Annotated in this window: 22 protein-coding genes; 11 read left to right on the top strand and 11 right to left on the bottom strand. The window is 63.4% G+C overall.

From position 1 onward, the window contains the following. Positions 1–123 precede the first annotated feature (123 nt). The gene (locus tag EN869_RS23615; RefSeq protein ID WP_127228384.1) at positions 124–2,808 is read right to left on the bottom strand and encodes a glycosyltransferase family A protein; all 2,685 of its coding nucleotides are present in this window, start codon (positions 2,806–2,808) and stop codon (positions 124–126) included. Positions 2,809–3,040: 232 nt separating this feature from the next. On the opposite strand from EN869_RS23615, the gene EN869_RS23610 reads away from it, so the two are divergent. After that, positions 3,041–3,556, top strand: a complete 516-nt coding sequence (locus tag EN869_RS23610) for a hypothetical protein (protein ID WP_245489593.1) — start codon at positions 3,041–3,043, stop codon at positions 3,554–3,556. Positions 3,557–3,808: 252 nt separating this feature from the next. Continuing rightward, positions 3,809–6,298, top strand: coding sequence for a sulfatase-like hydrolase/transferase (locus tag EN869_RS23605; RefSeq protein ID WP_127228383.1), 2,490 nt, complete (start codon positions 3,809–3,811; stop codon positions 6,296–6,298). Between the two features lie 104 nt (positions 6,299–6,402). On the opposite strand, the gene EN869_RS23600 is transcribed toward EN869_RS23605, so the two are convergent. Then, the gene (locus tag EN869_RS23600) at positions 6,403–6,888 is read right to left on the bottom strand and encodes a MarR family winged helix-turn-helix transcriptional regulator (RefSeq protein WP_127228382.1); all 486 of its coding nucleotides are present in this window, start codon (positions 6,886–6,888) and stop codon (positions 6,403–6,405) included. Between the two features lie 90 nt (positions 6,889–6,978). Between EN869_RS23600 and EN869_RS23595 the strand changes: the two genes are divergently transcribed. Then, on the top strand, positions 6,979–7,347 hold the full coding sequence (locus EN869_RS23595; protein ID WP_127228381.1) for an antibiotic biosynthesis monooxygenase family protein: 369 nt from the start codon (positions 6,979–6,981) through the stop codon (positions 7,345–7,347). A gap of 3 nt (positions 7,348–7,350) precedes the next feature. On the opposite strand, the gene EN869_RS23590 is transcribed toward EN869_RS23595, so the two are convergent. Together EN869_RS23590 and EN869_RS23585 are read right to left on the bottom strand one after the other, a co-directional pair. Then, positions 7,351–8,427 carry a glycosyltransferase family 2 protein gene (locus tag EN869_RS23590; protein WP_127228380.1) on the bottom strand — a complete coding sequence of 359 codons (1,077 nt, stop codon included), beginning with the start codon at positions 8,425–8,427 and terminating at the stop codon, positions 7,351–7,353. 5 nt (positions 8,428–8,432) lie between these two features. Further along, entirely contained in the window at positions 8,433–9,350 is a 918-nt protein-coding gene (locus tag EN869_RS23585) for a lysylphosphatidylglycerol synthase domain-containing protein (RefSeq protein WP_127228379.1), read from the bottom strand. A gap of 361 nt (positions 9,351–9,711) precedes the next feature. On the opposite strand from EN869_RS23585, the gene EN869_RS23580 reads away from it, so the two are divergent. Beyond that, positions 9,712–10,296, top strand: coding sequence for a DUF995 domain-containing protein (locus EN869_RS23580; protein WP_245489594.1), 585 nt, complete (start codon positions 9,712–9,714; stop codon positions 10,294–10,296). Between the two features lie 144 nt (positions 10,297–10,440). Here the strand turns inward: EN869_RS23580 and galE are convergent, their stop codons facing one another. From galE to EN869_RS23565, 3 genes are all read right to left on the bottom strand, one after another. Next, positions 10,441–11,562 (bottom strand): UDP-glucose 4-epimerase GalE, encoded by a 1,122-nt coding sequence (gene galE, locus EN869_RS23575; protein WP_127228378.1) that lies wholly within the window; start codon positions 11,560–11,562, stop codon positions 10,441–10,443. After that, positions 11,559–12,617 (bottom strand): UDP-glucuronic acid decarboxylase family protein, encoded by a 1,059-nt coding sequence (locus tag EN869_RS23570; protein WP_127228377.1) that lies wholly within the window; start codon positions 12,615–12,617, stop codon positions 11,559–11,561. Before EN869_RS23570 ends, galE begins: the two co-directional genes overlap by 4 nt. Before the next feature lie 629 nt (positions 12,618–13,246). Next, positions 13,247–13,708 (bottom strand): carboxymuconolactone decarboxylase family protein, encoded by a 462-nt coding sequence (locus EN869_RS23565; protein WP_127228376.1) that lies wholly within the window; start codon positions 13,706–13,708, stop codon positions 13,247–13,249. Positions 13,709–13,843: 135 nt separating this feature from the next. Here EN869_RS23565 and EN869_RS23560 point away from each other — a divergent pair, with 135 nt between their 5' ends. The 3 genes from EN869_RS23560 to EN869_RS23550 are packed head-to-tail and all read left to right on the top strand — an operon-like array spanning position 13,844 to position 16,033. Further along, complete coding sequence (locus EN869_RS23560; protein WP_245489595.1) at positions 13,844–14,464, top strand: TetR/AcrR family transcriptional regulator; 621 nt, start codon at positions 13,844–13,846, stop codon at positions 14,462–14,464. A gap of 32 nt (positions 14,465–14,496) precedes the next feature. Then, on the top strand, positions 14,497–15,126 hold the full coding sequence (locus EN869_RS23555; protein WP_127228374.1) for a hypothetical protein: 630 nt from the start codon (positions 14,497–14,499) through the stop codon (positions 15,124–15,126). Between the two features lie 58 nt (positions 15,127–15,184). After that, complete coding sequence (locus tag EN869_RS23550; protein ID WP_127228373.1) at positions 15,185–16,033, top strand: 23S rRNA (adenine(2030)-N(6))-methyltransferase RlmJ; 849 nt, start codon at positions 15,185–15,187, stop codon at positions 16,031–16,033. A gap of 15 nt (positions 16,034–16,048) precedes the next feature. Here EN869_RS23550 and EN869_RS23545 read toward each other — a convergent pair whose 3' ends face one another. Then, positions 16,049–16,804, bottom strand: coding sequence for a helix-turn-helix domain-containing protein (locus EN869_RS23545; protein WP_127228372.1), 756 nt, complete (start codon positions 16,802–16,804; stop codon positions 16,049–16,051). A 188-nt stretch (positions 16,805–16,992) separates the two neighbouring features. Between EN869_RS23545 and EN869_RS23540 the strand changes: the two genes are divergently transcribed. The 4 genes from EN869_RS23540 (at position 16,993) to EN869_RS23525 (ending at position 19,027) form a co-directional block, all read left to right on the top strand. Continuing rightward, positions 16,993–17,415 (top strand): VOC family protein, encoded by a 423-nt coding sequence (locus EN869_RS23540; RefSeq protein ID WP_127228371.1) that lies wholly within the window; start codon positions 16,993–16,995, stop codon positions 17,413–17,415. A gap of 36 nt (positions 17,416–17,451) precedes the next feature. Beyond that, positions 17,452–17,817, top strand: a complete 366-nt coding sequence (locus tag EN869_RS23535) for a DoxX family protein (RefSeq protein WP_127228370.1) — start codon at positions 17,452–17,454, stop codon at positions 17,815–17,817. Between the two features lie 126 nt (positions 17,818–17,943). Next, entirely contained in the window at positions 17,944–18,396 is a 453-nt protein-coding gene (locus EN869_RS23530; RefSeq protein ID WP_127228369.1) for a hypothetical protein, read from the top strand. Positions 18,397–18,412: 16 nt separating this feature from the next. Continuing rightward, complete coding sequence (locus EN869_RS23525; protein ID WP_127228368.1) at positions 18,413–19,027, top strand: LysE family translocator; 615 nt, start codon at positions 18,413–18,415, stop codon at positions 19,025–19,027. Between the two features lie 71 nt (positions 19,028–19,098). Here EN869_RS23525 and EN869_RS23520 read toward each other — a convergent pair whose 3' ends face one another. The 3 genes from EN869_RS23520 to EN869_RS23510 all read right to left on the bottom strand — a co-directional run bounded on the left by EN869_RS23520 (position 19,099) and on the right by EN869_RS23510 (position 21,508). Further along, positions 19,099–20,343: an RNA polymerase sigma factor gene (locus EN869_RS23520; RefSeq protein WP_127228367.1), complete on the bottom strand. Its 1,245-nt coding sequence runs from the start codon at positions 20,341–20,343 to the stop codon at positions 19,099–19,101. Continuing rightward, on the bottom strand, positions 20,340–20,744 hold the full coding sequence (locus tag EN869_RS23515) for a YciI family protein (RefSeq protein ID WP_127228366.1): 405 nt from the start codon (positions 20,742–20,744) through the stop codon (positions 20,340–20,342). Before EN869_RS23515 ends, EN869_RS23520 begins: the two co-directional genes overlap by 4 nt. 173 nt (positions 20,745–20,917) lie before the next feature. Next, positions 20,918–21,508 (bottom strand): TetR/AcrR family transcriptional regulator, encoded by a 591-nt coding sequence (locus EN869_RS23510; RefSeq protein ID WP_127228461.1) that lies wholly within the window; start codon positions 21,506–21,508, stop codon positions 20,918–20,920. Positions 21,509–21,615 lie beyond the last annotated feature (107 nt).

The raw sequence follows: 21,615 nt of genomic DNA, 5'->3' as shown, positions 1-21,615 counted from the left end.
CCCCATTGAAAATATTGGTCTGTTAGTAATTTGTCAACCATAACGGGTGGCCGGCGCGCCACCGACTGAGGCTGAGCGCGATTAACCTTAACAGGGCAATCTCTCATCCAGTCGTGGATCGCGCTAGTCGTTGAAAAGCGTCAGTTTTCGAAAGAATGCGTTGGTCGGAAAACCGTTCGGCGTGCCCGCGAAGCGAACCGCGACAATGACCGACAGCGGTATCCTGCGCCGGGCGCGAAGCGCCACCTTCAGCCTGTGACGCGCGAATTTGTCTCGAACGGTTGCCCAGCCGGAAAAGGCGATCGTTTGCGTGGCGATGTCCTGGTGCCAGTCGATGATCTGGTCAGGGCGAACGAGAGCCAGGGCGAAATCGATTGCCGGCGCGTCGGCATGCGCGACTTCCACTGTTGCTTCGATCCCTCGGAAGAACGGCAAGAATTGATGATCGAGTGATGCAACGACAGGCCCTTCCACGTGCGGGCGCAGGAATATCCCGCCGTCGTCCGGCGCTACCAGGAGCAAAGGAAGATCGGAGATCCGCTGCGTTAGAAGCCTGGCATTCCTGAGCGCTTGATAGGTGAGGGTGTACGAGCCGTCGGCCCGGCCCGCGGGGTCTTGGTCTGCCTTGGCTACGTCCCGTTCAAGCAGGCTTGCCGCAGTATCGGGACGTCCGGCCGATGCCGCGATGGCGGCGAGTGTCTCGATGGCTGCATTGCTGTTCGGTTCGAGATCGCACAGTTCGAGGTACCTTCGATAGGCGGGGGTGTACCTCAGATTTTCGCGCGCGCTTTCGATCTCGGGCCGAGCCGTGTTCTGGGCGATCGCCAACTGGTAAACTTGCTCGGCGCCATCAAACCGGCCCGACCTGAACGCCTCGACGATGGGACGGCGATTATCATACCAGTTCGAGGTCCGGAACATTCCGTTCGATTTCGAGCGATACCAGTAGAGCGGCTTCGGTATCGGCCTGATTTTCAGCCCGGCAAGGGAGGCTCGCGCAAAGAATTCCCAGTCATGCATTGCATAGCCAGGCTCTTCGATCAGAAACCCGATCTGGGAGAAAACCTCCCTGCGCACCATCGCATTGGCGTCGCCGTAGACATTGTGGATGAGCCCGAGCGCATCGGGGCCGCCGAGCGGCAGATACTGGATCAGCCCGTCCGTCCGGTCGCTGGGAACGAAATCCTCATAGAAGATCAGTTGGAACGCCGTGCAGATATCCGCGCCGGACGCAGCCATGGCGCGGACGAAATGGTCGACGGCCTCCGGAAAAAGCGCGTTGTCGTCGTCGGCGAACAGGATGAGCGCGCCGCGCGCGGCGCGGACGCCGGCGTTTCGCGTCGCGCCAAGGTGTTTGTGCGGCCGGCGCAAGATCTTCCATCCGCGCTGACGGAATGTCGGCTCAAGCGCGTCCAGCAATCGTCTTGCTTCGTCCTGGTCGCTTCCGTCATCGACCAGCACCAGCTCCAGCCGCTCGTAGGTTTGCGCTTCGATTGCCGCGATCGCCTGCTTCAGGAACGACGGCCGGTTGCGATGGGCCATGACGATCGAGACCAGCGGCGATGTCAGGGCTGAGCCACGTCTTCTACGCGCCGAAGGCGAAGTATCGCGCGTGTCTAGCCAGGCCAGCCGGCACCGGCCAAACACGTCGATCCGTCGCGGGCGTGGCGGCTTGTCGAGCGCGGCAAGGACTGTCCGGGCCAACTGCCCGGCCTCAGGCGCGGTCAATTTAGGTTGCCTCGCCTCTGCGTTCCACGCCTCGGCATTGGCGCCGGCGTTGGTGGCAACGAACGGCAACCCCGCCGCGATACAGGCAGCGACGGCGGCGCCGGTCGACGCGGCGAGCGAGGGTATGATCGCCAAGGCACTGCGGCGTTCGACATAGTCGAGCTTCGCAGTCAGATTCGCGGCTGGCAAAAACTTAAGCTTCAACGGCCATTTCTCGGCGCGGCGCAGAAGCAGTCCGCCGCTGTGCTCGCCCATGATCTTTCCGAATGGAGCGAATACGGTGAGGCTCAGGTTTTCTGGCGCCGATGGCGCCAGGATGTCGAGCGCGTCGCAGAGCAATGTCAGGCCGTCGCGAAAATGCGCTGTCTGGAAGACGACGAGTTCTTTCCCATCGTCGCTTTCGGGCGCCGGCTGCGCAGTAGCTTGGCCGGCGTCGGCAGACAGCGGCAACATCGGGACTACCGCCGCTTTGCGGGCCTTCCAGCCTTTCGACAGCATCCACTTGCGAAGCGCGGCCGAGGCGCAGATCGTTCTGTCGGCCATTTCGGCGCAGTACCGCTCCATATGTGCAATGGCGATCGACTCGGTGCTTCCCATGAAAGCCTTGTCGGCTTCGTGCACCCATTCCTCCGGGGCGCTGGCGAAAACGGCGATTGCCGGGGCCGCAAAAGCGGCGGTTTCTGCCGCCAGCAGCGTGTAATACGCCGTTCCGCCCTCAAGGGGCGCGTAGACCAGATCGTGATTGGACCGTTCGAGGTAGTGCAGCAGAGCCGCGGACTGGCTCTCGGGCGTCGCTAGCGCAGGAAGCAACTGATCGGACCGGTCGAGAACGTCCAGCTTGACCGAGGCCGCCTCGAATTCCGCCCGGAGCGCCGCTACCTCGTCCGTGGATGGCGCTTCGCGGCCGGCAACCCACAACAGGGTAACGTCGTCGCCGTTTTCGGCGAACAGCCTGGCAAGTTCGCAGGGCGCCATGGCGTCGTCGAAATCGACGTCGCGCCGGATGGCTCGCGTTACCACGCAGATGCGGCGATGCCCATCCGGCCTCAACGGCTTCCTCAGCTTGCTCTCGACTGCCATTGAAGTTTCCCTTAACCCAATTCCGCTACCAACGTTTTGGCACTCTCCCTGCCTTCTAGCCGCGCCGGATTTACTTTTCGGTGATCATCCTTCTGCGCCATTGGTAAACCAGGGCAATCAAGCGGTTCCTAAAACGGCTGTACAATCAATCGACTGTTACAAATTTATCGACACGGCATAACCAATATTTACGCCTCCCACCTAATAGTTCACGGCATAGCAGGAGGCGCAAATGAAAACGATAATGAAGTTTCTCGGCGCGCTCGGTCTGATGGGCGCGATGATCTCGGCGAGTTCGGCGGGAGAATTGCTGCGTCCGCGCATCAACCTCGGCACCGCCAACGTCAAAACAATCAGCGGCGATCGCGGCGGCTACGTGATCGACTACGCCATCCGCGTGCTGAAGATGCGCCGCAGCGGCGGCTTTGTGCGCTTCAGCGGTGCGTGCGACTCGGCTTGCACGCTTTACCTGTCGATGCCCAAGAGCAAGGTGTGCATCACGCAGGGCGCATCGTTCGGTTTCCACTTGCCTTATGGCGCCGGCGCGCAGGGCAATCAGGTTGCCGCGAATTTCATGATGAAAAACTATCCTGGCTGGGTTCGTGGGTGGATCGCCAGCCGCGGTGGGCTGAAGAGTTCCATCACGACCATGACATACGCGGATGCGAGCCGCTTCCTCCCGACCTGTCCGTCCCAGCAGCGTATGACCATTGCCAGCCTGAGCCCGATACGCCTACACGGCGGCTGATTCTCGAAGACCAAGGCTGGAAAGGGCAGTGGCGGGCGCTTCGCAGCGTCCGCCATTGCCGTTTAAGATGGCGATCTGCCCAGCAAATCCGGTGGCTTCCAACCGTGTTGGGTTAACCAGTTCTGAAAAGACATGGTTAACTCACGGTTGATTTTGTTGACTCTTTCCTGGGTCGGGCCGATTTTGTGGGCGGGGGTTTGAAAGCGTCGGCCAGCTCCCGGCCGGCGCGCAAACTGGCGGCGAGCAATTTGCATGAGCATTGGCGGCATGACGGGATCGGCGGGCCGATCTGAAAGCGGCCAGACGCAATCGAAGACGAAAACGGCTTTGCCGCGTGAGGTGCGCCTCAGGCGTATGTTCCCGCGCGTCATCTGCACCGGCCTGTTGTCATGGTTGCTGCTCGGCGTCTACCGGGGTGTCATCCTCGATCCGCAAACGACATTTCAGGGTGTCTTGGCGTCCATCCCAACGGGATTGGCGGCAAGCTATTACGACCTAATCCTCATCGCATCGGTGACGGCGACAACGTTGATCCTGCTCTTCCTTGCGAAAGCGAGCCGGCTCGCGTCCTGGGCGATCGTCTTTCTGTTCTATTTTCTCGTTGCGGTGTCACTGGTGTGGGGGTTTGCCAACATCGATCTCGTCAAGATGCTGGGTGAGCCATTCACCTTCCAGTGGCTGGTGTATGGCGACTTCCTGCAGAATGCCGACGCCAAGAACGCCATGGGCGACGCGGTCAAGGCCAGGGATGCGGCAATCCTGTGCGGGTCGGTCATCCTGGTATTGGTCCTCGGCTGGGCCGCGGCAAGGCTATGCCTGGGGCTGGGCGTCGTCGGACGCAGGACCCTTCTGGTCGCGCTTTTGCTGTGCGTGGGCGGGGCTTTGATCGGCACCGGCAAATATGTCCGCGCGGCAGCGTTGCCGGCATCCAAGATCGAGAACCCGATTGTCTATTTCGTTCGATCGGCCTGGTTGAGCTCGACGCCGGTCGCATTCGCGATGAGCGCAGGCGCCAATGATCCCGATGTCGCCAGCGTCGGGGAGCGTCCGGCGGAAACGTCAAGTTTCAAGGCGCCGACACCAAATCCGATCAAGAACGTGCTGATTTTCATGATGGAGTCGGTGCCGTCGAAATACATCGAGACTTTTGGCGGCCAGTATCCGGTCACCCCGAACATAAAGAGCTATGCCGCCGATTCCATCCGCTTCGACAACATCTACGCACATGCGCCATCGACGCACTACTCGATATTCTCCCTGCTGACCTCGATGTATAACGACATCTCGTTCTATGGGATGACCGCCAAGTATCCATATCTGCCGCTGGATTCGATTTCCAATACCTTGTCCAAGCACAATTTCCGCACCGGCTTTTTCTGGAGCGCGGATTCCCGTTTCCAGCGAGTGGACGAGTTTCTGCTCAACAAGGGGCTGGGCGTTATCCAGGATTTCCGGGGGCAGAAATGCGCCACTCCGACCTTCAAGCTCAGTTCCGAGCAGTGGAAGAACATGGACTACAACAGCGATCTATGCACCGCGCGATCGATCATCGACTGGATGAACGCGGATTCGGACAAGCCTTTCTTCGGCATAATGTTCACGGCGATGACGCACTATCCTTACATCACCGACAGTCCGATGTTCTCCAAGATGGCGCCGTCATCCCAAAACCAGGCGATGGTGCATTACACTGACGATGAAAAATTCAACGCCTATCTCAATGCCCTGAAGGTTGGCGACACCGCGCTTGGCGAAATCCTTGAATCGCTCAAGCAGTCCGGCAAGCTGGATTCGACGCTCGTCGTCATCCTTGGCGATCATGGCGAGGCGTTCGGCGAGCATGGCGACTACGTCCATGCGACCGCGCTCTACGATGAGAACGTCCACATCCCGCTGATCATGGTCAACAAGCATCTTTTCCGGGGCGAGGTTGCGCATCCGGTCGGCGGCATCATCGATATCGCCCCGACGATCATGGATGTATTGGGACTGCCGCTGCCCGACCAGTGGCAGGGACGCAGCCTGTTCAGCGAACAGCGGCCGAACAAGACCTTCTTCTTCAATCCATGGGCCGGCTCCTTGCTCGGCTATCGTGAGAACGATCGAAAGGTGATCTTCAACGCGACTACCGGAAAGGTCGAGGAATTCGACCTCAAGGCTGATCCCGGGGAGAAGACAAACCTCTTCAGCGATGATGCGAGCGACCGAACGGCGCTGCTGCAGCCTATCGCCGGGTGGGTGCAGTCGCAGAAGCGGCGCATAGCCAACCTTGTCGCAGACAACGCGAAGGACGCAGGGCATTGCACGGCCACAAGCCTGGAGATCGATGCTGCCGGCACCGACTACCAGGGGCCGCCTCAGTTCGAGGTTTTCGTCGATGGCAAGCGTCTTGCCGAGATTGCCGTCCAGGGCAAGCCAAGCACGGCGTCGACGGCCGAAGCTCGCGTGGCGGAACTGAAAGACGCGGCAATCGCAGCGCAGTCGTTCCGCGTGGACCTCAGCGGCACGCCCAACCCGCGAGCGATCGAAATTCGCTACGTCAACGATATGTGGGCAGGGGACGGCTTACCCGGCGACCGCAACCTTTTCATCAGGAGCGTCAAGGTGAACGGACAGTTGGTGCCCACCGGCAAGCTGCGCGTGGACGAGCGGTCGCATGGTTTCACCGACGACAGCGGCACCGCCATGTACACCGACGGTTCACTGTGGGTCAGCGGCCCTTTCATCGAAGGATGCATGTAGGGCGGGGCATGGCGACGTTCCCGTTATCACTTGCCTTCCGGCCGCCAGTTGTTCCGGCGCCAGTCCACGAACCTCGTGGATGACACCCCACGGAGCCGCAGCGGTCAGCTCTGCTCCTCCAGATCCGCGTCCCCTTCCAATCTTCGCCGCAGCACCGTGATCACGCCATGCATGGTGTTGATGTCCTCGACCGAGAGCCCTTCGGCGAGGTCGTTGATCCAGGGTGCCTGAAGGCGCATGGCCGCGTCGTAGGCCTCGCTGCCCTTGTCCGTCAGCGTCACGAGCTGCGCCCTCCGATGGTGCGGGTTGGTCTTGAAGGCGACGAGGCCCTCGCTTTGCAGGTCGTTGACGATGCGCTGCACATTCTGCCGGTTGGCGCCGAGGTCGCGCGCCAGCCATGCCACGGGCTGTGGCCGCTCGGCCGCTACGATGGCGCCAAGAACCTGCCAACGGGCGCTGGTGAGGCCGAGATCGGCCACCAGCCTGTCGCCGGCTGCACTGATGCGGCTGTTCAACCTGAACAGGTCGAGAATGAGATCGCTCAAGGCCTTGCCAGCCGCTGTCCGTTTCATATCGCGCGAATTTGTCATTCTATATCCATATTGACATCATAATGTCAAATTTAGTATGTGTGCATGGTAACAGATTGACATCATAACACCAACATAAGGAGTTCTCCGATGACCCATTTGCGTCCTCTCGACCCTGCTTTCCCGATCGACCGTCAAGTCGCGCTCGACGCCAACGCCGTCGTGCTGGTCAATGTCTTCACGCTCGACAAGGCCGACGAGCAGGCCTTCCTGGAGGTCTGGCAAGACGACGCAGCCTTCATGAAGCGACAGCCGGGCTTCATCGCGACCCAACTGCACCGGGCGCTCGGCGACAGCCCGACCTATCTGAACTACGCGATCTGGGAATCGACCGCCGCTTTCCGCGCGGCATTCATGCATCCGCAATTCAGGGCGAAGATTTCGGCCTATCCGTCCTCGTCGGTCGCTTCGCCGCACCTTTTCCAGAAAGTCGCCGTGCCCGGCATCTGTGTAGCCTGAGCGCTATTTCCGGCGCGGCTTCGCCTTCCCGATCTGCGGCTTGCTCGGCCATTGCCAGCCGTCCCCTTCGCCAGGGGCGGGCTGCGGCCGCGCTACATAGGCGAGCGCGCCGTTGGCCTCGAGGTAGACACGCGACAGCATCTCCGCCAGCACGCCCGACGTCACCGCCTGCAGCCCGGCGATCACCAGGAAGAAGCCGGTGATGAGCATCGGCCTTGTGCCGATGTCCTGGCCCCAAAACACCTTGATCGCGAACAGATAGGCCAGGATCAGCGAGCCGATGACGCCGAGCACGATGCCGATGCCGCCGAAGAAATGACCGGGCCTGGTGCGGTAGCGCATGAAGAAGAACATGAAGACGAGGTCGAGCACGACGCGGAAGGTGCGCGAGATGCCGTATTTCGACTGGCCGTGGATGCGGGCGTGATGCGTCACCACTTCCTCGGCGATGCGGCGCGGCGTCGTCACCGTCGCGAGCCACGCTGGGATGAAGCGATGCATCTCGCCATAGAGGCGTACGCTGCGGATGACGCTGCCGCGAAACACCTTCAGGCTGCAGCCATAATCGTTGAGCCGCACGCCGGTGACGCGCGCGATCAGCCTGTTGGCGATGCGCGAGGGCAGGCGGCGCAACCAGAACCCTTCCTTACGGTTCTTGCGCCAGCCGGCGACGAGGTCGAGATCCTCGGTCAGCAGGCGATAGACCATGCGCGGAATATCGAACGGATCGTTCTGCAGGTCGCCGTCGAGCGTCGCGATGACATCGCCGCGCGCGGCGTCGAGGCCGGCCTGCATGGCGGCCGTCTGCTTGTAGTTGCGCACCAGCTCCACGCCATGCACATGCGGCCCGTATTGCGCCGCCAGCCGGCGGATCTCTGCGGGGGTGGCATCGGTGCTGCCATCGTCGACCAGCACCACTTCCCAGGGCTGGCTGTAATTTTCCATCGCCTGGTGGATGCGCACCAGCAGCGGCTCGACATTGTCGGCCTCGTTGTACATCGGGATGACGATGGAGAGCTTGTGCTCGGGCATGACGGCGCCCTCGGGCAATCCGAAAGCCGGAATGGGAAGCACGTTCATGGCGGTCATTTCCTTGCCGGTCCCGCCGCCGGTGTTTCCGGCAGCGTCGATTTAGAGGGGAACAGCCAGGCGATCGCACCGGTTGCGACCGCCGAGCACAGGATGAAGAGATGCAGCGCGAGCGCCGCCTGCAGGCCGTCCTTCATGGCGATGCCGGAATAGAGCAGCGCCGCCGCGGCACCTGCCTCATAGGTGCCGAAGCCGGCGACGCCCTGCACCGGCAGGATGGCGGCTGCTTCCGCGCCGACGGCGCCGGGAAAGGCGGTCTGGAACGAGGTGCCGAGCAGCATGGCGAGCAGCCAGCCCTGCACGCCGAGCTTCAACGCCCAGTTGGCGATCGTCCACCACCAGCCGTAGCGCGAGCGGCCCGTCGCCTCGGTGAAGATGTCGCGCAGCTTGCCGAATTTCGAGACGATCCTGCCGCCGGCCGTCCAGTTATGCGGCGCGCGTGCCCAGCGCGGCAGGTACCATGCGGCGACAATCAGCGCCGCGATGCCGGCGGCCCTCAGCGCCGGATGCAAGCCCGGCCAGACAAGGCAGGCCAGCACGCCGACGACGAAGGCGTCCTGCAGCCTGAACCAGAGAAGGGAGGCACTGGCGCGCACGATCGAAACGCCGAACACCTGGCGCAACAGGATCGGAAAGGCCGTCTCGCCGCCGCGGAATGGGACGATGTTGATCATCGCATTGTGGATCAGGATGACGCGCAGCGTGGCGCCGAAGCGGCCGTTCACGTCGTCGCGGAACTCGTCGCAGACACGCAGCGCCCTGAGCACATAGGTGACGAACAGCGCCGCCGCGATCGCCACGAAAGCGCCGGGCGTGATGGAGGCGAAGGCATCGCCCACCATCTTCCAGCGCTGGTCGCTGGCAAGCCATGCCAGCAGCGCCAGAGTCAGGATTATCGATACCGCTCGCTTCAACCAAATCTCCGCTGGCTTTCACCGCCGCGTTCCAGGTAGCTGCTTCGCTTTTCGAAGACGCACCGCGCCGGGTGCCTTGCCGGTTTCCTTGCCCGGTTGGGCCACCGCCGAACTTGCCCGGTCTGCGGCCCGTTAAACGTCTCCGCTCCATCGAGGCGGCTGATCCTATAGACCAGCGGCTCGCTCAAATCCACACGCTTGGTGTGGCCGCGATCACGATCGGCAACACAATCCGGCCCCACCGCAAAGGGACCGTTGACACTGTTCCTTGGGCGGCGATTAATAGCCCGCGGGGGCGGTAGCTGCGCGTTGGGATCGACGACCCAAGCTGGGTGGTGACGCCAGGTCGAAAGGATCCGACATGCTATCGCTGTTCATACCCGCAGCTCGAAAACGATTGCCATCCGAACAAGCCGAGGGCGCGGGTCGCCATAGGCCCGACAATCATGCCGTCCGGATGCTTCTGCTCGCCTGCGGAATGGCGTCATGCGTCACCCCCGACGCCGCCGCCGCGCAAGGTTCAGCGCCGCCTCCGGCCGCCGCCACGCCGACGGCGTTCGAACTGCAGCTCTTCTACGCGGACCGCACATGGAATTGGGACGACGGAGCCGCCTATTTCGCCCAGGACAGGCGGATGCGGGCTTGGACGTCAACACCTGACGCAGCTTCCGTCGCCGAAGGGACATGGCATCTCAGCAATGACGGCGAGATGTGCATGAACCTTGTCTGGCGGTCCACAACCTATGCGCCAAAACCCATTCGAACCTGTTTTAGCCACCGCGTCCGCAACGGGATCGTCGAGCAACGGAAGGAGCCGGACGGCCAGTGGTACAGTTTCAGGCATGCCTCGGGAGATCCCGCCGACGAATTGAAGAAAATTCAGGCGGGCGACACCAGAGGCGCCGATTTCGAAAAGATCCAGAAACTGGTCGATTCCAAAAGCTAGCCCCGGCCAGCGCAATTCCAAAAAAGGTGCGTTGCGGTTCCGCGACCGCAATCGCCTGACGCAAGGCACTTGGAGCGGATCGTCGATTTCACCAAACGCTGGACCATGCCAGCGGATCAAAATTAGAGGCTCGCTGAGGTGGCCTTAGCCGATCTCAGCGAGCCCACGCCCCGACACATTACTCACAGGGCCGACCGCCGGCCTTGCGGGCCGGCGTTTCGTGATGGCGTTCGCGCCACAGGACGCGCGCTTTGCGCGCGGCATGACGGCTGAAGCGCCGGAAGTGCGCGAGACCGGAGCGAGCCCAAAGAAGGGCGCTGCCGTCCCGACTATGGTGTCGATGTCGGAAAGCTCGGCCACAAAGCCCAGTCGCGTCCGGGCAAGCCCGGGGTCGGCAAACAGCCCGGCCGGATCGCCGGGGCGGCGCGCCTTGTACGCGACCGGCACCGGCCGGGATGTGATCCGCTCGACGGCTCCCAGTATTTCCCTGATCGAGATGCCGCGGCCGGTGCCGAGGTTGACCGCTAGGCTTTCGCCGCCGGCATCCAGATGCAGCAGGGCCTTGAGATGCGCGCGGGCGAGGTCGCCGACATGGATGTAGTCGCGCACGCAGGTGCCGTCCGCGGTCTCATAGTCCGTGCCGAAGACCTCGATCGCTTCGATCATGCCCGACGCGGCCATCAATACCCTGGGGATCAGATGCGTTTCCGGCGTGTGCCATTCGCCGAGCTCGCCTTCGGGGTCGGCACCGCAAGCGTTGAAGTAGCGCAGGATCGCGTATTTCATCCCATAGGCCGAGGCATAGTCCTTGATGATTTCTTCGCCCATCAGCTTGCTGCGGCCATAGGGGCTGATCGGTTTCTGGGCCGAGGTTTCGCGCACCGGCAGCGCTTCGGGCATGCCGTAGGTCGCGCAGCTCGACGAAAAGATCATGTTGTCGATGCCGTTCGCGCGCGCGGCATCGAGCACGGCGATCGTCCCGCCGACATTGACCGAATAATAGTCCGCCGGTTCACTGATCGACTCGCCGACATAGGCAAGCGCGGCGAAATGGATGATCGCCCGCGGCTTGTGGACATCGATGGCCTGCTGTAGGGCAGCGCGGTCGCGGATATCGCCGACCGCCAGCGGACCCCAGGCCACCGCCTTCTCATTGCCGCGGCTCAGATTGTCGTAGACCACCGGCAAATAGCCTGCCGCCGCGAGTTGCTTGCAGGTATGGCTGCCGATGAAGCCGGCGCCACCCGTCACCAGAACGGGAGTCATTGCACCGCCGCCTCCCGGACGGACGTGCGGCTGCCATGCTGCGCCACGAGCCGGCGCCCGCCCAGCAGGGCCTCGAAATAGGCCGTTGTGTAAGCCAACCCCTCGCTGAGCGCAACCCTCGGCTCCCAGCCCAGATGCTGCCTGGCACAGGAAATGTCGGGCTTGCGCTGCCTGGGATCGTCGGCCGGCAGCGGCCGGTGCACGATCCGCGAGCGGGAATTGGTGTAGTCGAGCACGAGCTCGGCCAATTCCATGATGGTGAACTCACCCGGGTTGCCGAGGTTGACCGGGTGTTGCGGCGCCGCCGGCGCCTGCATCAGCCGCACAAAACCCTCGATCAGGTCGTCGACATAGCAGAAAGAGCGTGTCTGCGTGCCGCTGCCGTAAACCGTGATGTCGTCGCCGCGCAGCGCCTGGACGATGAAGTTCGACACCACGCGCCCGTCGTCGGGCTGCATGCGCGGTCCGTAGGTGTTGAAGATGCGCGCAACGCGCACGTCGATGCCGTATGTCCTCGAATAGTCGAAGAACAGCGTTTCGGCCGAGCGCTTGCCCTCGTCGTAGCAAGAGCGCGGGCCGTGCGTGTTGACGTTGCCGAAATAGCCCTCGGGCTGCGGATGCACCAGCGGATCGCCATAGACCTCGGAGGTGGAGGCTTGGAATATCTTGGCGCCGTGGCGCCGGGCGAGTTCCAGAAGATTGATCGCGCCCAGCACGCTCGTCTTGAATGTATGAATCGGATCGGCCTGGTAGTGTGGCGGCGAGGCAGGGCAGGCAAGGTTGTAGATCTCGTCGACGGCAAGATCCATCGGCAAGGTGTCGATGACGTCGTGCTTGACGCAGGTGAAGGAGGCGCCGCGCGCGATGCCGGCGAGATTGTATCTTTTGCCGGTGTGGAAATTGTCCAGCGCGATGACTTCATAGCCGTCGGCGAGCAGCCGCTCGCATAGATGCGAGCCCAGGAAGCCCGCACCGCCTGCAACCAGGGCGCGACCGCGATCGATGCCCTTTCGACTTGAACCGACCGGTTTCAGAACCTTTATGACCCTGTTCATGGCACCCCTCGCGCGCACACACTTCCCCGTTCCGGGCCGAGGCATCGCTCGACCAGGTCACAAACAGCGATCCTCCGCATATGCGGAATCGCCCGTACTGATGTGCGTCGAAGTTTATGAGTTCGCAGGGCTCGTCGCTTTACGGCTTATGCTTCCGCCTGCGCGTCCCTTCTGCCCCTAAGTCGCGATCCACGAATCGGTTGCCACCACCGCGGACTGCTCGCCCAAATTGCACACCCAACGCATACAAAGATATACCGGTCGGCTGGGTAGTCAACTAAATTAGCATTCCGTTAACCGCACGTCTTTGCGATTGGTTAACGATAGGCCGGTCGAAGCGGGCTTGCGCGGCTTAACGGCCCGTGCGGCGAATTGTGCAATCAAAACAGGCAAACAATGCGCCCGGCGGATATCCGGCGAAGCCGGCTTTACCGGAATTTTGCCGGTCACCGCGATGGCTGAAGTGGTATATACGCAAGCGAATCCGCCGGCGCGCCAGAGCACGCATCCGGTATATTCCAATATGAGGTCCGATCTCGGATGTTCTGAATCGAAGCGGTCCGGCCGCTCTCGCAAAAATGGCCGCAAAACGCGGACCAAGCCACATTGCGGCAGTCCGCCGTTCAGCGTTACTGCCCGCCCATCTCCTTCTTGAAGGTCTCGAAATCGACCTGCATGCCGTTGAAGATGGTGCTCCAGTGACGCGTCAGCGCCGCCATGGCGACGGCCTCCTGGATCTCCTCGTCGGTGGCGCCGGCGCGCTTGGCGTCCTGCGTGTCGGACCAGATGCAGTAATTGCAGGGGATCTGGGCCGCGACCGCGAGCGAGATCAGCGACTTCACCTTCGGCGGCAACGCCGTCTTGTCGCTGAGCTCGATGGCCTTGACCTCGGCCCAGGCGCCGGGCAGACCGGCTTTCGGGAATTGCTTCACGAAGCTCGGCACACCGCCCATCGTCGATTGGATGTCCTTGAGGGTGGCGTCGTAGTCATCGGCCCGGGCGGGCGCGGAAGCCAGCACGGCGGCGAACATGGAAGCCGCAGCGATGAGCGAGGCGGAACGAAAGCAGGAATGCATGCGAATGACGGACATGATGTTCTCCTCTGGATTTTGTTAGCCTTACGATGTAAGGTATGTGGACGATGAACCTTACAGTGTAAGTTGTCAAGCGCCGCCATGGATTCACCGAGCAAAAAAAAGCGACCCCGCGGAAAGCTCTCCCGCCAGATGATCGAGGATGCCGCCTTCGAGGTGATCGAGCGGGAAGGGCTGTCCGGCTTTTCGATGCGCAAGCTCGCCGCCAGGCTCGGCTGCGAGGCGATGAGCATTTATCACCACTTCCCCTCGCAGGCGCATCTCTATGAAGCGCTGGTCGACCGGCAGATGAGCGGGCTTGTCATTCCCGACGACAGCCTGCCCTGGCGCGAACGGGCTCGCGTCGGCATGCAGGAGTTCCGCCGTGTCGCCACCGAGCACCCGGCCTTTGCGCCTTTCATCGTCGTCTACCGCATGAACTCGCCGCCTTGCCTTGCCAAGCTCAACGCCATCATCGGCCTGTTCGAGGATGGCGGCTTCGGGCCAGAGCTCAGCGCTCGCCTGTTCCGCGCCGCCGGCTACTATCTGATGGGCGCGATCCTCGACGAGACGGCTGGCTACGCCAAAGGCCCTTCGGCGGTCACCACCGTCGGCGAAGAGGAGCTGGCGCGTGACTATCCGAGCGTCATGAAGGCCGGCGCCTATTTCGGCGCCGAGAGCTTCGACAAGACTTTCGAGCTTGGCCTGGAAATGTTTCTGGACGAGATGGAGCGGGTCCGCGAAGCTGCCCGAAACGAAACCGCCTCAAAATAGCGGCTATCTCGCCCCGAAGACCAAGGCTTTGAATGCGCTTCCTCTGCCTCCTTCTTCTCATCGCCGGTGCCGCCATCGGCATCTTCTATCCCTGGGCGATGAGCAATTTTTCCGGCCATGCCATCGGCACCTGGCGTGTCTATGAGGGCGGCCGCTTCCGGCCGGTCACCGTGCAGCTTGCCGCAAGCGATGCGCCGGTGCGAGTGCTGGTCGACCTTACCGCGCGCGCCGAGCGCGTCGCCGGCCAGCAGCGCACGGTGCTGACGCTGACCGCGGCGAGCGGTGGCCGGACGGCGCTGGCCTCGACGCTCTCCTTCAACCACACCGACAATCCGCGCCAGGTCAGTCCGCAACTGCCCGACAAGATTTTTCGCGACGAGGCCGGCGTCATCGAGACGGTCACGCCTGGTCCTTACGTCTTCGCGGTCGGCCCGGGTGATGCCGACGGCATCGACATGCGCGCGGTCGATCTCATCCTGCGCGCCGGCACCGGCTCGATCGACGAGCGCGCTGAGCCGGCCGGCTATACGCTGATGGGCGTCGGCCTTGCCGGGTTGGTGCTGTCGCTGGCCTTTGGCCGCCGCGATGGCGGGCCTCCGCAAAATCCCAATTCGCAGCCGCCACCGCCGCGCTGGGGCCGCAACGGTTCGCCACGAGCATGATGCCGAAAAGTGTGAAACGGTTTTCGGACGACATCATGCTCTCTAGAGTGAGGCCGGCATGAATTATCGCCACGCCTACCACGCCGGCAATTTCGCCGATGTCATCAAGCACGCCGTGCTCGCGCGCCTCGTCGAATATCTCAAGCAGAAGGACAAGGCTTTTCGCGTCATCGACACCCATGCCGGCATTGGCCGGTATGATCTTGCCTCCGTCGAGGCCGGCAAGACCGGCGAGTGGCAGGGCGGCATTGGCCGGCTGGTGGAGGCGACGCTCGAGCCGCAAGCGGCGGCACTGCTTCAGCCTTATCTGGAAGCGGTGCGCGCGCAAAATCCCGACGGCGGCCACAAACACTATCCCGGCTCGCCGCTGATCGTTCGCCATCTCCTGCGCAACCAGGACCGGCTGACGGCGATCGAACTGCACCCCCAGGATGCCGCGCAGCTGAAATCGGTTTTCGCCGGCGATTTCCAGGCAAGAGTGATCGAGCTCGACGGCTGGCTGGCGCTGGGCGCGCAACTGCCGCCGAAGGAAAAGCGCGGCTTGGTCCTCATCGATCCGCCCTTCGAGGAGGAAGGCGAGTTCTCCCGTCTGATCGATGGCCTGCGCAACGCGCATCGGCGCTGGCCGGGCGGCATCTATGCGCTCTGGTACCCGATCAAGGACCGTAAGGCGGTGGCCGCTTTCCGCGCGGCGCTGAAGGAAACAGGCATTCCGAAACTGCTCGACATCGCCTTCGAGATACGGCCTGCCTCGGACGAGCCCAGCCTCGACGGCAGCGGCCTGGTGGTGGTCAATCCGCCCTACACGCTGGAAGGCGAGTTGAAGGTCCTGTTGCCCGCCCTGCACAAGGCGCTCGCCGTCCGGCAACCCTCGCGCTGGGCGCTCGATTGGCTGGCCGGCGAATAGGGCGCGTGCAGTCTTCTATCCCAGTGCTGGCGGCGTCGCGCCGGTCAGCCGCCGGCTTTCGCGGATCAGATGCGCCTGGTCGGCATAGCCGGCCTCGATCGCCAGCAGCGCGGTCGAGGCGTCGCTCTGCTGTCGTTGCAGGCGGCGGAAGCGGTGGAAGCGCAGGATGCGGTCGAGCGTCTTCGGACCATAGCCGAACGTGTCGTCGAAGCGCCGGCGCAGCGTCCGCTCGCTCATATGCAGGTGGCGCTGCAGGAACGGAACCAGCGGTGTTTCCGGCGGCAGTCCATCGCGGATGACGTCGAAGGCCCGACCCATCTGCCGGTCGAGGGCAGCGCGTCCTTCCGTATGCATGCCAACGGTCTTCTCGAGTTGCCGCACCAGCTCGGCAAGGTCGGGCTTCGCCTTGATGCTGTCGGTGAGCACGCGGGCGCGCGTGCCCCACACCTCGCTAAGGCCCAGCCGCTCGCCGACAATTTCGCCGGCCGGCACGCCGAGCCAGCCGGCGGCGGCGCCCGGCCGGAAGCGGAAACCGATGATCACCGCGCCGGCCGGCGGCGTCTCGATCTGCAGCTCCTTGTCCGGCCCGGCAATGCGGAAGCGGCCGTCGATCCATTGCAGGTCGATCGTGGCGTCCGGCGTGATGACGATCGGTGGTGCTGCCCGGCCATCCATGCGGTGGACCCAGACCGCACAGAAGGCGTCGGCCAGGCCGCGAGGGGCGGGCCGCTCTCGAAAGAAGCCGGTGCTCTGCGCCAGGACCGGTTCCATTCTCTCTCCGATCTGCTCCGCTGATTTTCTCTTGCGGATTGGTGCGACGGTCACTTTGGCCGAAATCTTCAATGCCGGCCACTTCATCCATGGCAGAACAGACGCAGCCTGCTGGCGCCCATCGGCGCCTTTGCCAAACCACATCCCATTTCGGACGTTGGTCACGAATATAGAAAGGAGTGAGAGAAATGAAAGCGCGCATCACCGTATTGACGCTCGGCGTCGACGATCTGGAAGCCTCGCTCAAATTTTATCGCAACGGCCTCGGCCTGCCGACCGAGGGCATCATCGGCCGCGAATTCGAGCATGGAGCCGTCGCCTTCTTCGACCTCGCCGGCGGGTTGAAATTCGCCATCTACGAGCGCGCCAGCATCGCCTGGGATTCCACGGTGCCGCAAAGCGGCCGCAGCCCGACCGAATTGACCATCGGCCACAATGTCGGCAGCGAGGCCGAGGTCGACGCGGTGATGGTCGAGGCCGTCAAGGCCGGCGCGCGCGTGGTCAAGCCGGCGCAGAAAACCTTCTGGGGCGGCTATGCCGGCTACTTCCAGGATCCCGACGATCATCTGTGGGAGGTCGTCTACAACCCGGCCTTCATCCCCGAGGACTGAACGGAACGAAGCACGTCGTCGAGAGAGGAGGCCGCCATGCCTGTTCAAATTATCCAAGCTGTCGGCGCTCTCCTCATCGGTTGCGTGTTCATCTTCGCCGGCATCGGGCATTTCGTGAAATTCGCGGCGATGCGCGACTATCTGGCCATCCAGAAATTTCCAGCTCCAGCCTTGATGCTGGCCGCGGGTTCGACGGTCGAGATCGTTGCCGGTTTCCTGCTTGCTATTGGCATGGTCCGGCCGTTTGCCGCCGGCGCGCTGGTCATCTTCACGCTGGCGACGAACGTGATGCTGTTGCGTTTCTGGGCCAGCGAGGAGCCGGAACGCCAGGTGCTGCGCAATGCCTTCCTGATCAACATCGCCGTCATCGGCGGGCTGCTGCTGGCCGGCACGCTTGATTAGTCGGTGAAATCCGGAACGAAGCTTTGCGGAAACCCCAAAGTCTCTTCCGAAAACCTTTATTCGCACCCGCTTGACCGCCGCCAAGCGAACCCGCACAGTGCGTGCAACCGACCTTGAGAGGCTGTCATGACTCGCTTCGCCCATTCCGCTCTTGCCGCGCTGGTTGCGCTGTCCACTCCCTTCGCCGCTCCGCTGGGCTTCAGCCAGGCGGCGCAGGCCGCAGACCTTTCCGTCTACAGCGGCGACGATGGCAGTGTCTGCGGCGAAAGCTGGGTGCTGAGCAAGATCACCGACCGCTTCTCCTATCAGGTGCACCACGTGCCGCATCTGCCGAACGTCGCGATCACCGATTTCCGCAACATTCGCCAGCACCGCTATGAGCCGGCGAGCGACGAATGGCCGATCGGCCGCCACTACTGCCGCGCCACCGTCAACCTGTCCGACGGCCGCGACCGCTCGATCTTCTACCTGATCGAGGAAGGCCAGGGCTTTGCCTCGATCGGCGACAATGTCGAGTTCTGCGTCTTGGGTTTCGACCGCTGGATGGTCTATAACGGCCGCTGCCGCGTGCTGCGCTGAGGCGGCGCTGACGGGCATGGATATCACGACGCTGCTGGCCTTCGCGGCCGCATTCTTCGTGTTTGCCGCCAGTCCCGGCCCGGACAATATGACGATCGTCGCCCGCACGATCTCCAGCGGTGCCGCGTCGGGCATCGCCTATGGGGCTGGGACGGTGGTCGGTATCCTGATCTTTCTGGTGCTCGCCACCTTCGGGCTGTCGATCGTCGCCGCCAAGATGGCGGTTGTCATGACCGTGCTTCGCTATGGTGGCGCGGCCTATCTGATCTTGATGGGCATCAGGTTGTGGACCGCCGTTCCCGTGGTGCCGGCATCGCAGCCGGTATCGAACCGGCGCGGCTTGCTGGCGACCTTCGCCACCGGCATCGCGCTCAACCTCGGCAATCCGAAGATGCCGCTGTTTTACGTCGCCCTGCTGCCCAACGTGGTCGGCGCGTCGCTCAACACAGCCGATCTTGGCGTGTTGGCGACGGCGATCCTGATCGTCGAGGCCGTGGTCATCGGTGGACATGTCCTGCTGGCCGGCCGAGCCCGCGGCCTTTTGCGCACACCAGCGATCGTGCGCCGCGTGAACCGCGCCGCCGGTGGCGTGATGATCGGCGCCGGCGTGGCCGTGGTCGCCACGCGCTGAGAGACGCCGGTTCAATGGCAGCTGATGGACAGCTGAGGTAGGCGCTGTCCCGCCGACCATCCTGAGTTGGTTTAACCGCCATCAGCCCGCGCAAGCAGCAGCGCGCGCTCCTTCTCATTGCCCGTCAGCCCGGCGGCGCGTCGAAACTCCGCGCGGGCTTCGTCGATACGTCCGAGCTTCGCCAGAAGGTCGCCGCGTACGGTGGGCAACAAATGCGTATCCTTGAGCCGAGGTTCGTCGCGCAGCGCGTCGGCGATCGCCAACCCTTGGGCCGGTCCGAACGCCATGCCGGCAGCGACCGCCCGGTTCACCTCGACGATAGGCGAGGGCGCCGCCATCGCAAGCGCCTGGTAGTACGCGGCGATGGCGATCCAGTCGGTGTCGGCCGCGCTCACGGCGCGGGCGTGGCAGGCGGCGATCATCGCTTGCAACTGATAGGGGCCAGGTGTCGGCGTCAGCGCCATCGCGCGGTTCAGCCCGTCGAGGCCGCGCCGGATCAGCGACCAGTCCCAGCGGCTGCGGTCCTGGTCGAGCAGAAGGACCGGGTTGCCCGCCGCGTCGACGCGGGCGCCAAAGCGCGACGCGCTGAGCTCCATCACAGCCACCAGGCTGAGCGCCTCGGGCTCCTGCGGCACCAGCGCCGCCAGCAGGCGGCCGAGGCGCATCGCTTCGCCGCTGAGGTCCGTGCGCAGCCAATCCGGTCCGGAGGAAGCGACATAGCCTTCGTTGAAGATCAGGTAGATCACTTCCAGCACTGCGCCGAGGCGCTCGCGCCGCTCCTGCCCGCGCGGCGTCTCGAAGGCAATGCAGGCTTCGCGCAGCGTTCTTTTGGCGCGCACGATGCGCTGGGCGACGGTTGCCTCGGGCACCAGGAAGGCGCGCGCGATTTGAGGCGTCGACAGCCCGCCCAGCATCCGCAAGGCAAGCGCGGCCCGCTGTTCGGCCGGCAGCACCGGATGGCAGGCGGTGAAGATCAGCCGCAACAGATCATCGTCGATGTCCTCGTCCAGCGCCGCCTCGATGTTGGGCATCGTTCGCTCCAGTTCGGCGAGATCGACGGCCAACTGGCGATGCTTGCCGTCGATCAGCACGGTTCGGCGCAGGCGGTCGAGCGCCCGGTTGGTGGCGACCTGAGTCAGCCAGGCGGCCGGATTGTGTGGAATGCCTTCCCCGGGCCAGCGTTCCAGCGCCAGCACGAAAGCATCCTGCACCACCTCTTCGGCCAGCCCGACATCGCGCAAATAGCGGGTGAGCCTGGCGGCAAGCTTCGGCTGCTCGATCCGCCAGACCGCTTCGATCGCCGCCGTGGCGGTCAACCCTTCAACTCGTCGAACCCGTCGACGACCTTTTGGACGTCCTCGGGAAAATCATTCATCTCGAAAACGCGCCGGACCTCGATGACGTCGTTCTCGCCAGCGGGGCAGCGGCGCGCCCATTCGACGGCTTCCTCGGGCGAGCGCACGTCGATCATCCAGTAGCCGCCGAGCACTTCCTTGACTTCGGCGAACGGGCCATCGGTGACGGTAGGCTTGCCGCCCTTGAAGGAGACCCGCGCGCCCGAGGACGGCGGATGCAGCCCGTCGAGCGCGAGCAGCACGCCGGCCCGCTTCAGCTCTTCATTGTATTTCATCATCGTCGCCACGGCTTCCGCTTCGGGCCTGACGTCGGGAGCCGCGGTCGCGTAGCCGCCGGGGATCATCAGCATCATGAAACGCATTGTTGTGTTGTCCTTCGTTGGTTGGTTGCGATGATACGACGAACGGGGATCGGCGGAATCGACAGGCGATGCAAAATTAGTTTGCGGTGCCGGTCACCGAAGAGCCGCAGGCACGCGGGCTGGCGCCAGCCTGTTTCGCCGTCGCCGGCTCTGCTGCCTTGGCGCCCGACGGGTCAGGTAGCCCGGCTACCGGACAGATAGGCCGAGATCAGCTCGACGAGTTGCTTCTGCAGTTCCGGCGCGTCGAGCATGTTCCGGCGCGCAGCGTTGTGGATCACGCCCTCGATCGCCGAGGAGAGCACGCGCGCCATCGTCTCGGTATCCTTGCGGCGTCTGCGGTACTGCGCGACGGCCGCCGCGTAACGTTCGAGATAGCGCGCCTGGAACGAAGCATGCGCGGCGCGCGAGCCGCGGTCGCCGGGCGCCTCGTCGAGCAGCACCTGGTGCAGCGTCGGATGGACGCTGTGCGCTCCGATCATGCCGCGCACCAGTTCGCGCGCGAACTGCCTGAGCGGCTTCTGGTCGGCCGCCGCTTCGCTGATCACCGACAGCACATGATCGAAGTGACGGCGCCGGATTGCCTCGACCAGAGCAAGCTTGTCGGGAAAATATTGATAGAGCGAGCCGATGCTGACGCCGGCGGCCTCCGCCACCTTGTTGGTGGAAAAGCCAGCCCAGCCGAGCTCGCTCAGAACCCGAGCACCGGCCTCGATGATCGCCTCGACGGTAGCGATCGAACGCGCCTGGCGCGGCTGCTTGCGCATGCGCGCGGCCGGCCTTGCAATGCGAGTAGACATCCTGGCGGGTCTCCCGAGAATATAAACAGGATACTCACATTCATTTCACCAACGCAAATGGAGCCGGGCGATGA

The sequence above is a fragment of the Mesorhizobium sp. M2D.F.Ca.ET.226.01.1.1 genome (assembly GCF_004022705.2).
In the GTDB taxonomy this organism is placed as follows: domain Bacteria; phylum Pseudomonadota; class Alphaproteobacteria; order Rhizobiales; family Rhizobiaceae; genus Mesorhizobium.
This window is presented reverse-complemented; position numbering and strand designations above follow the sequence as displayed.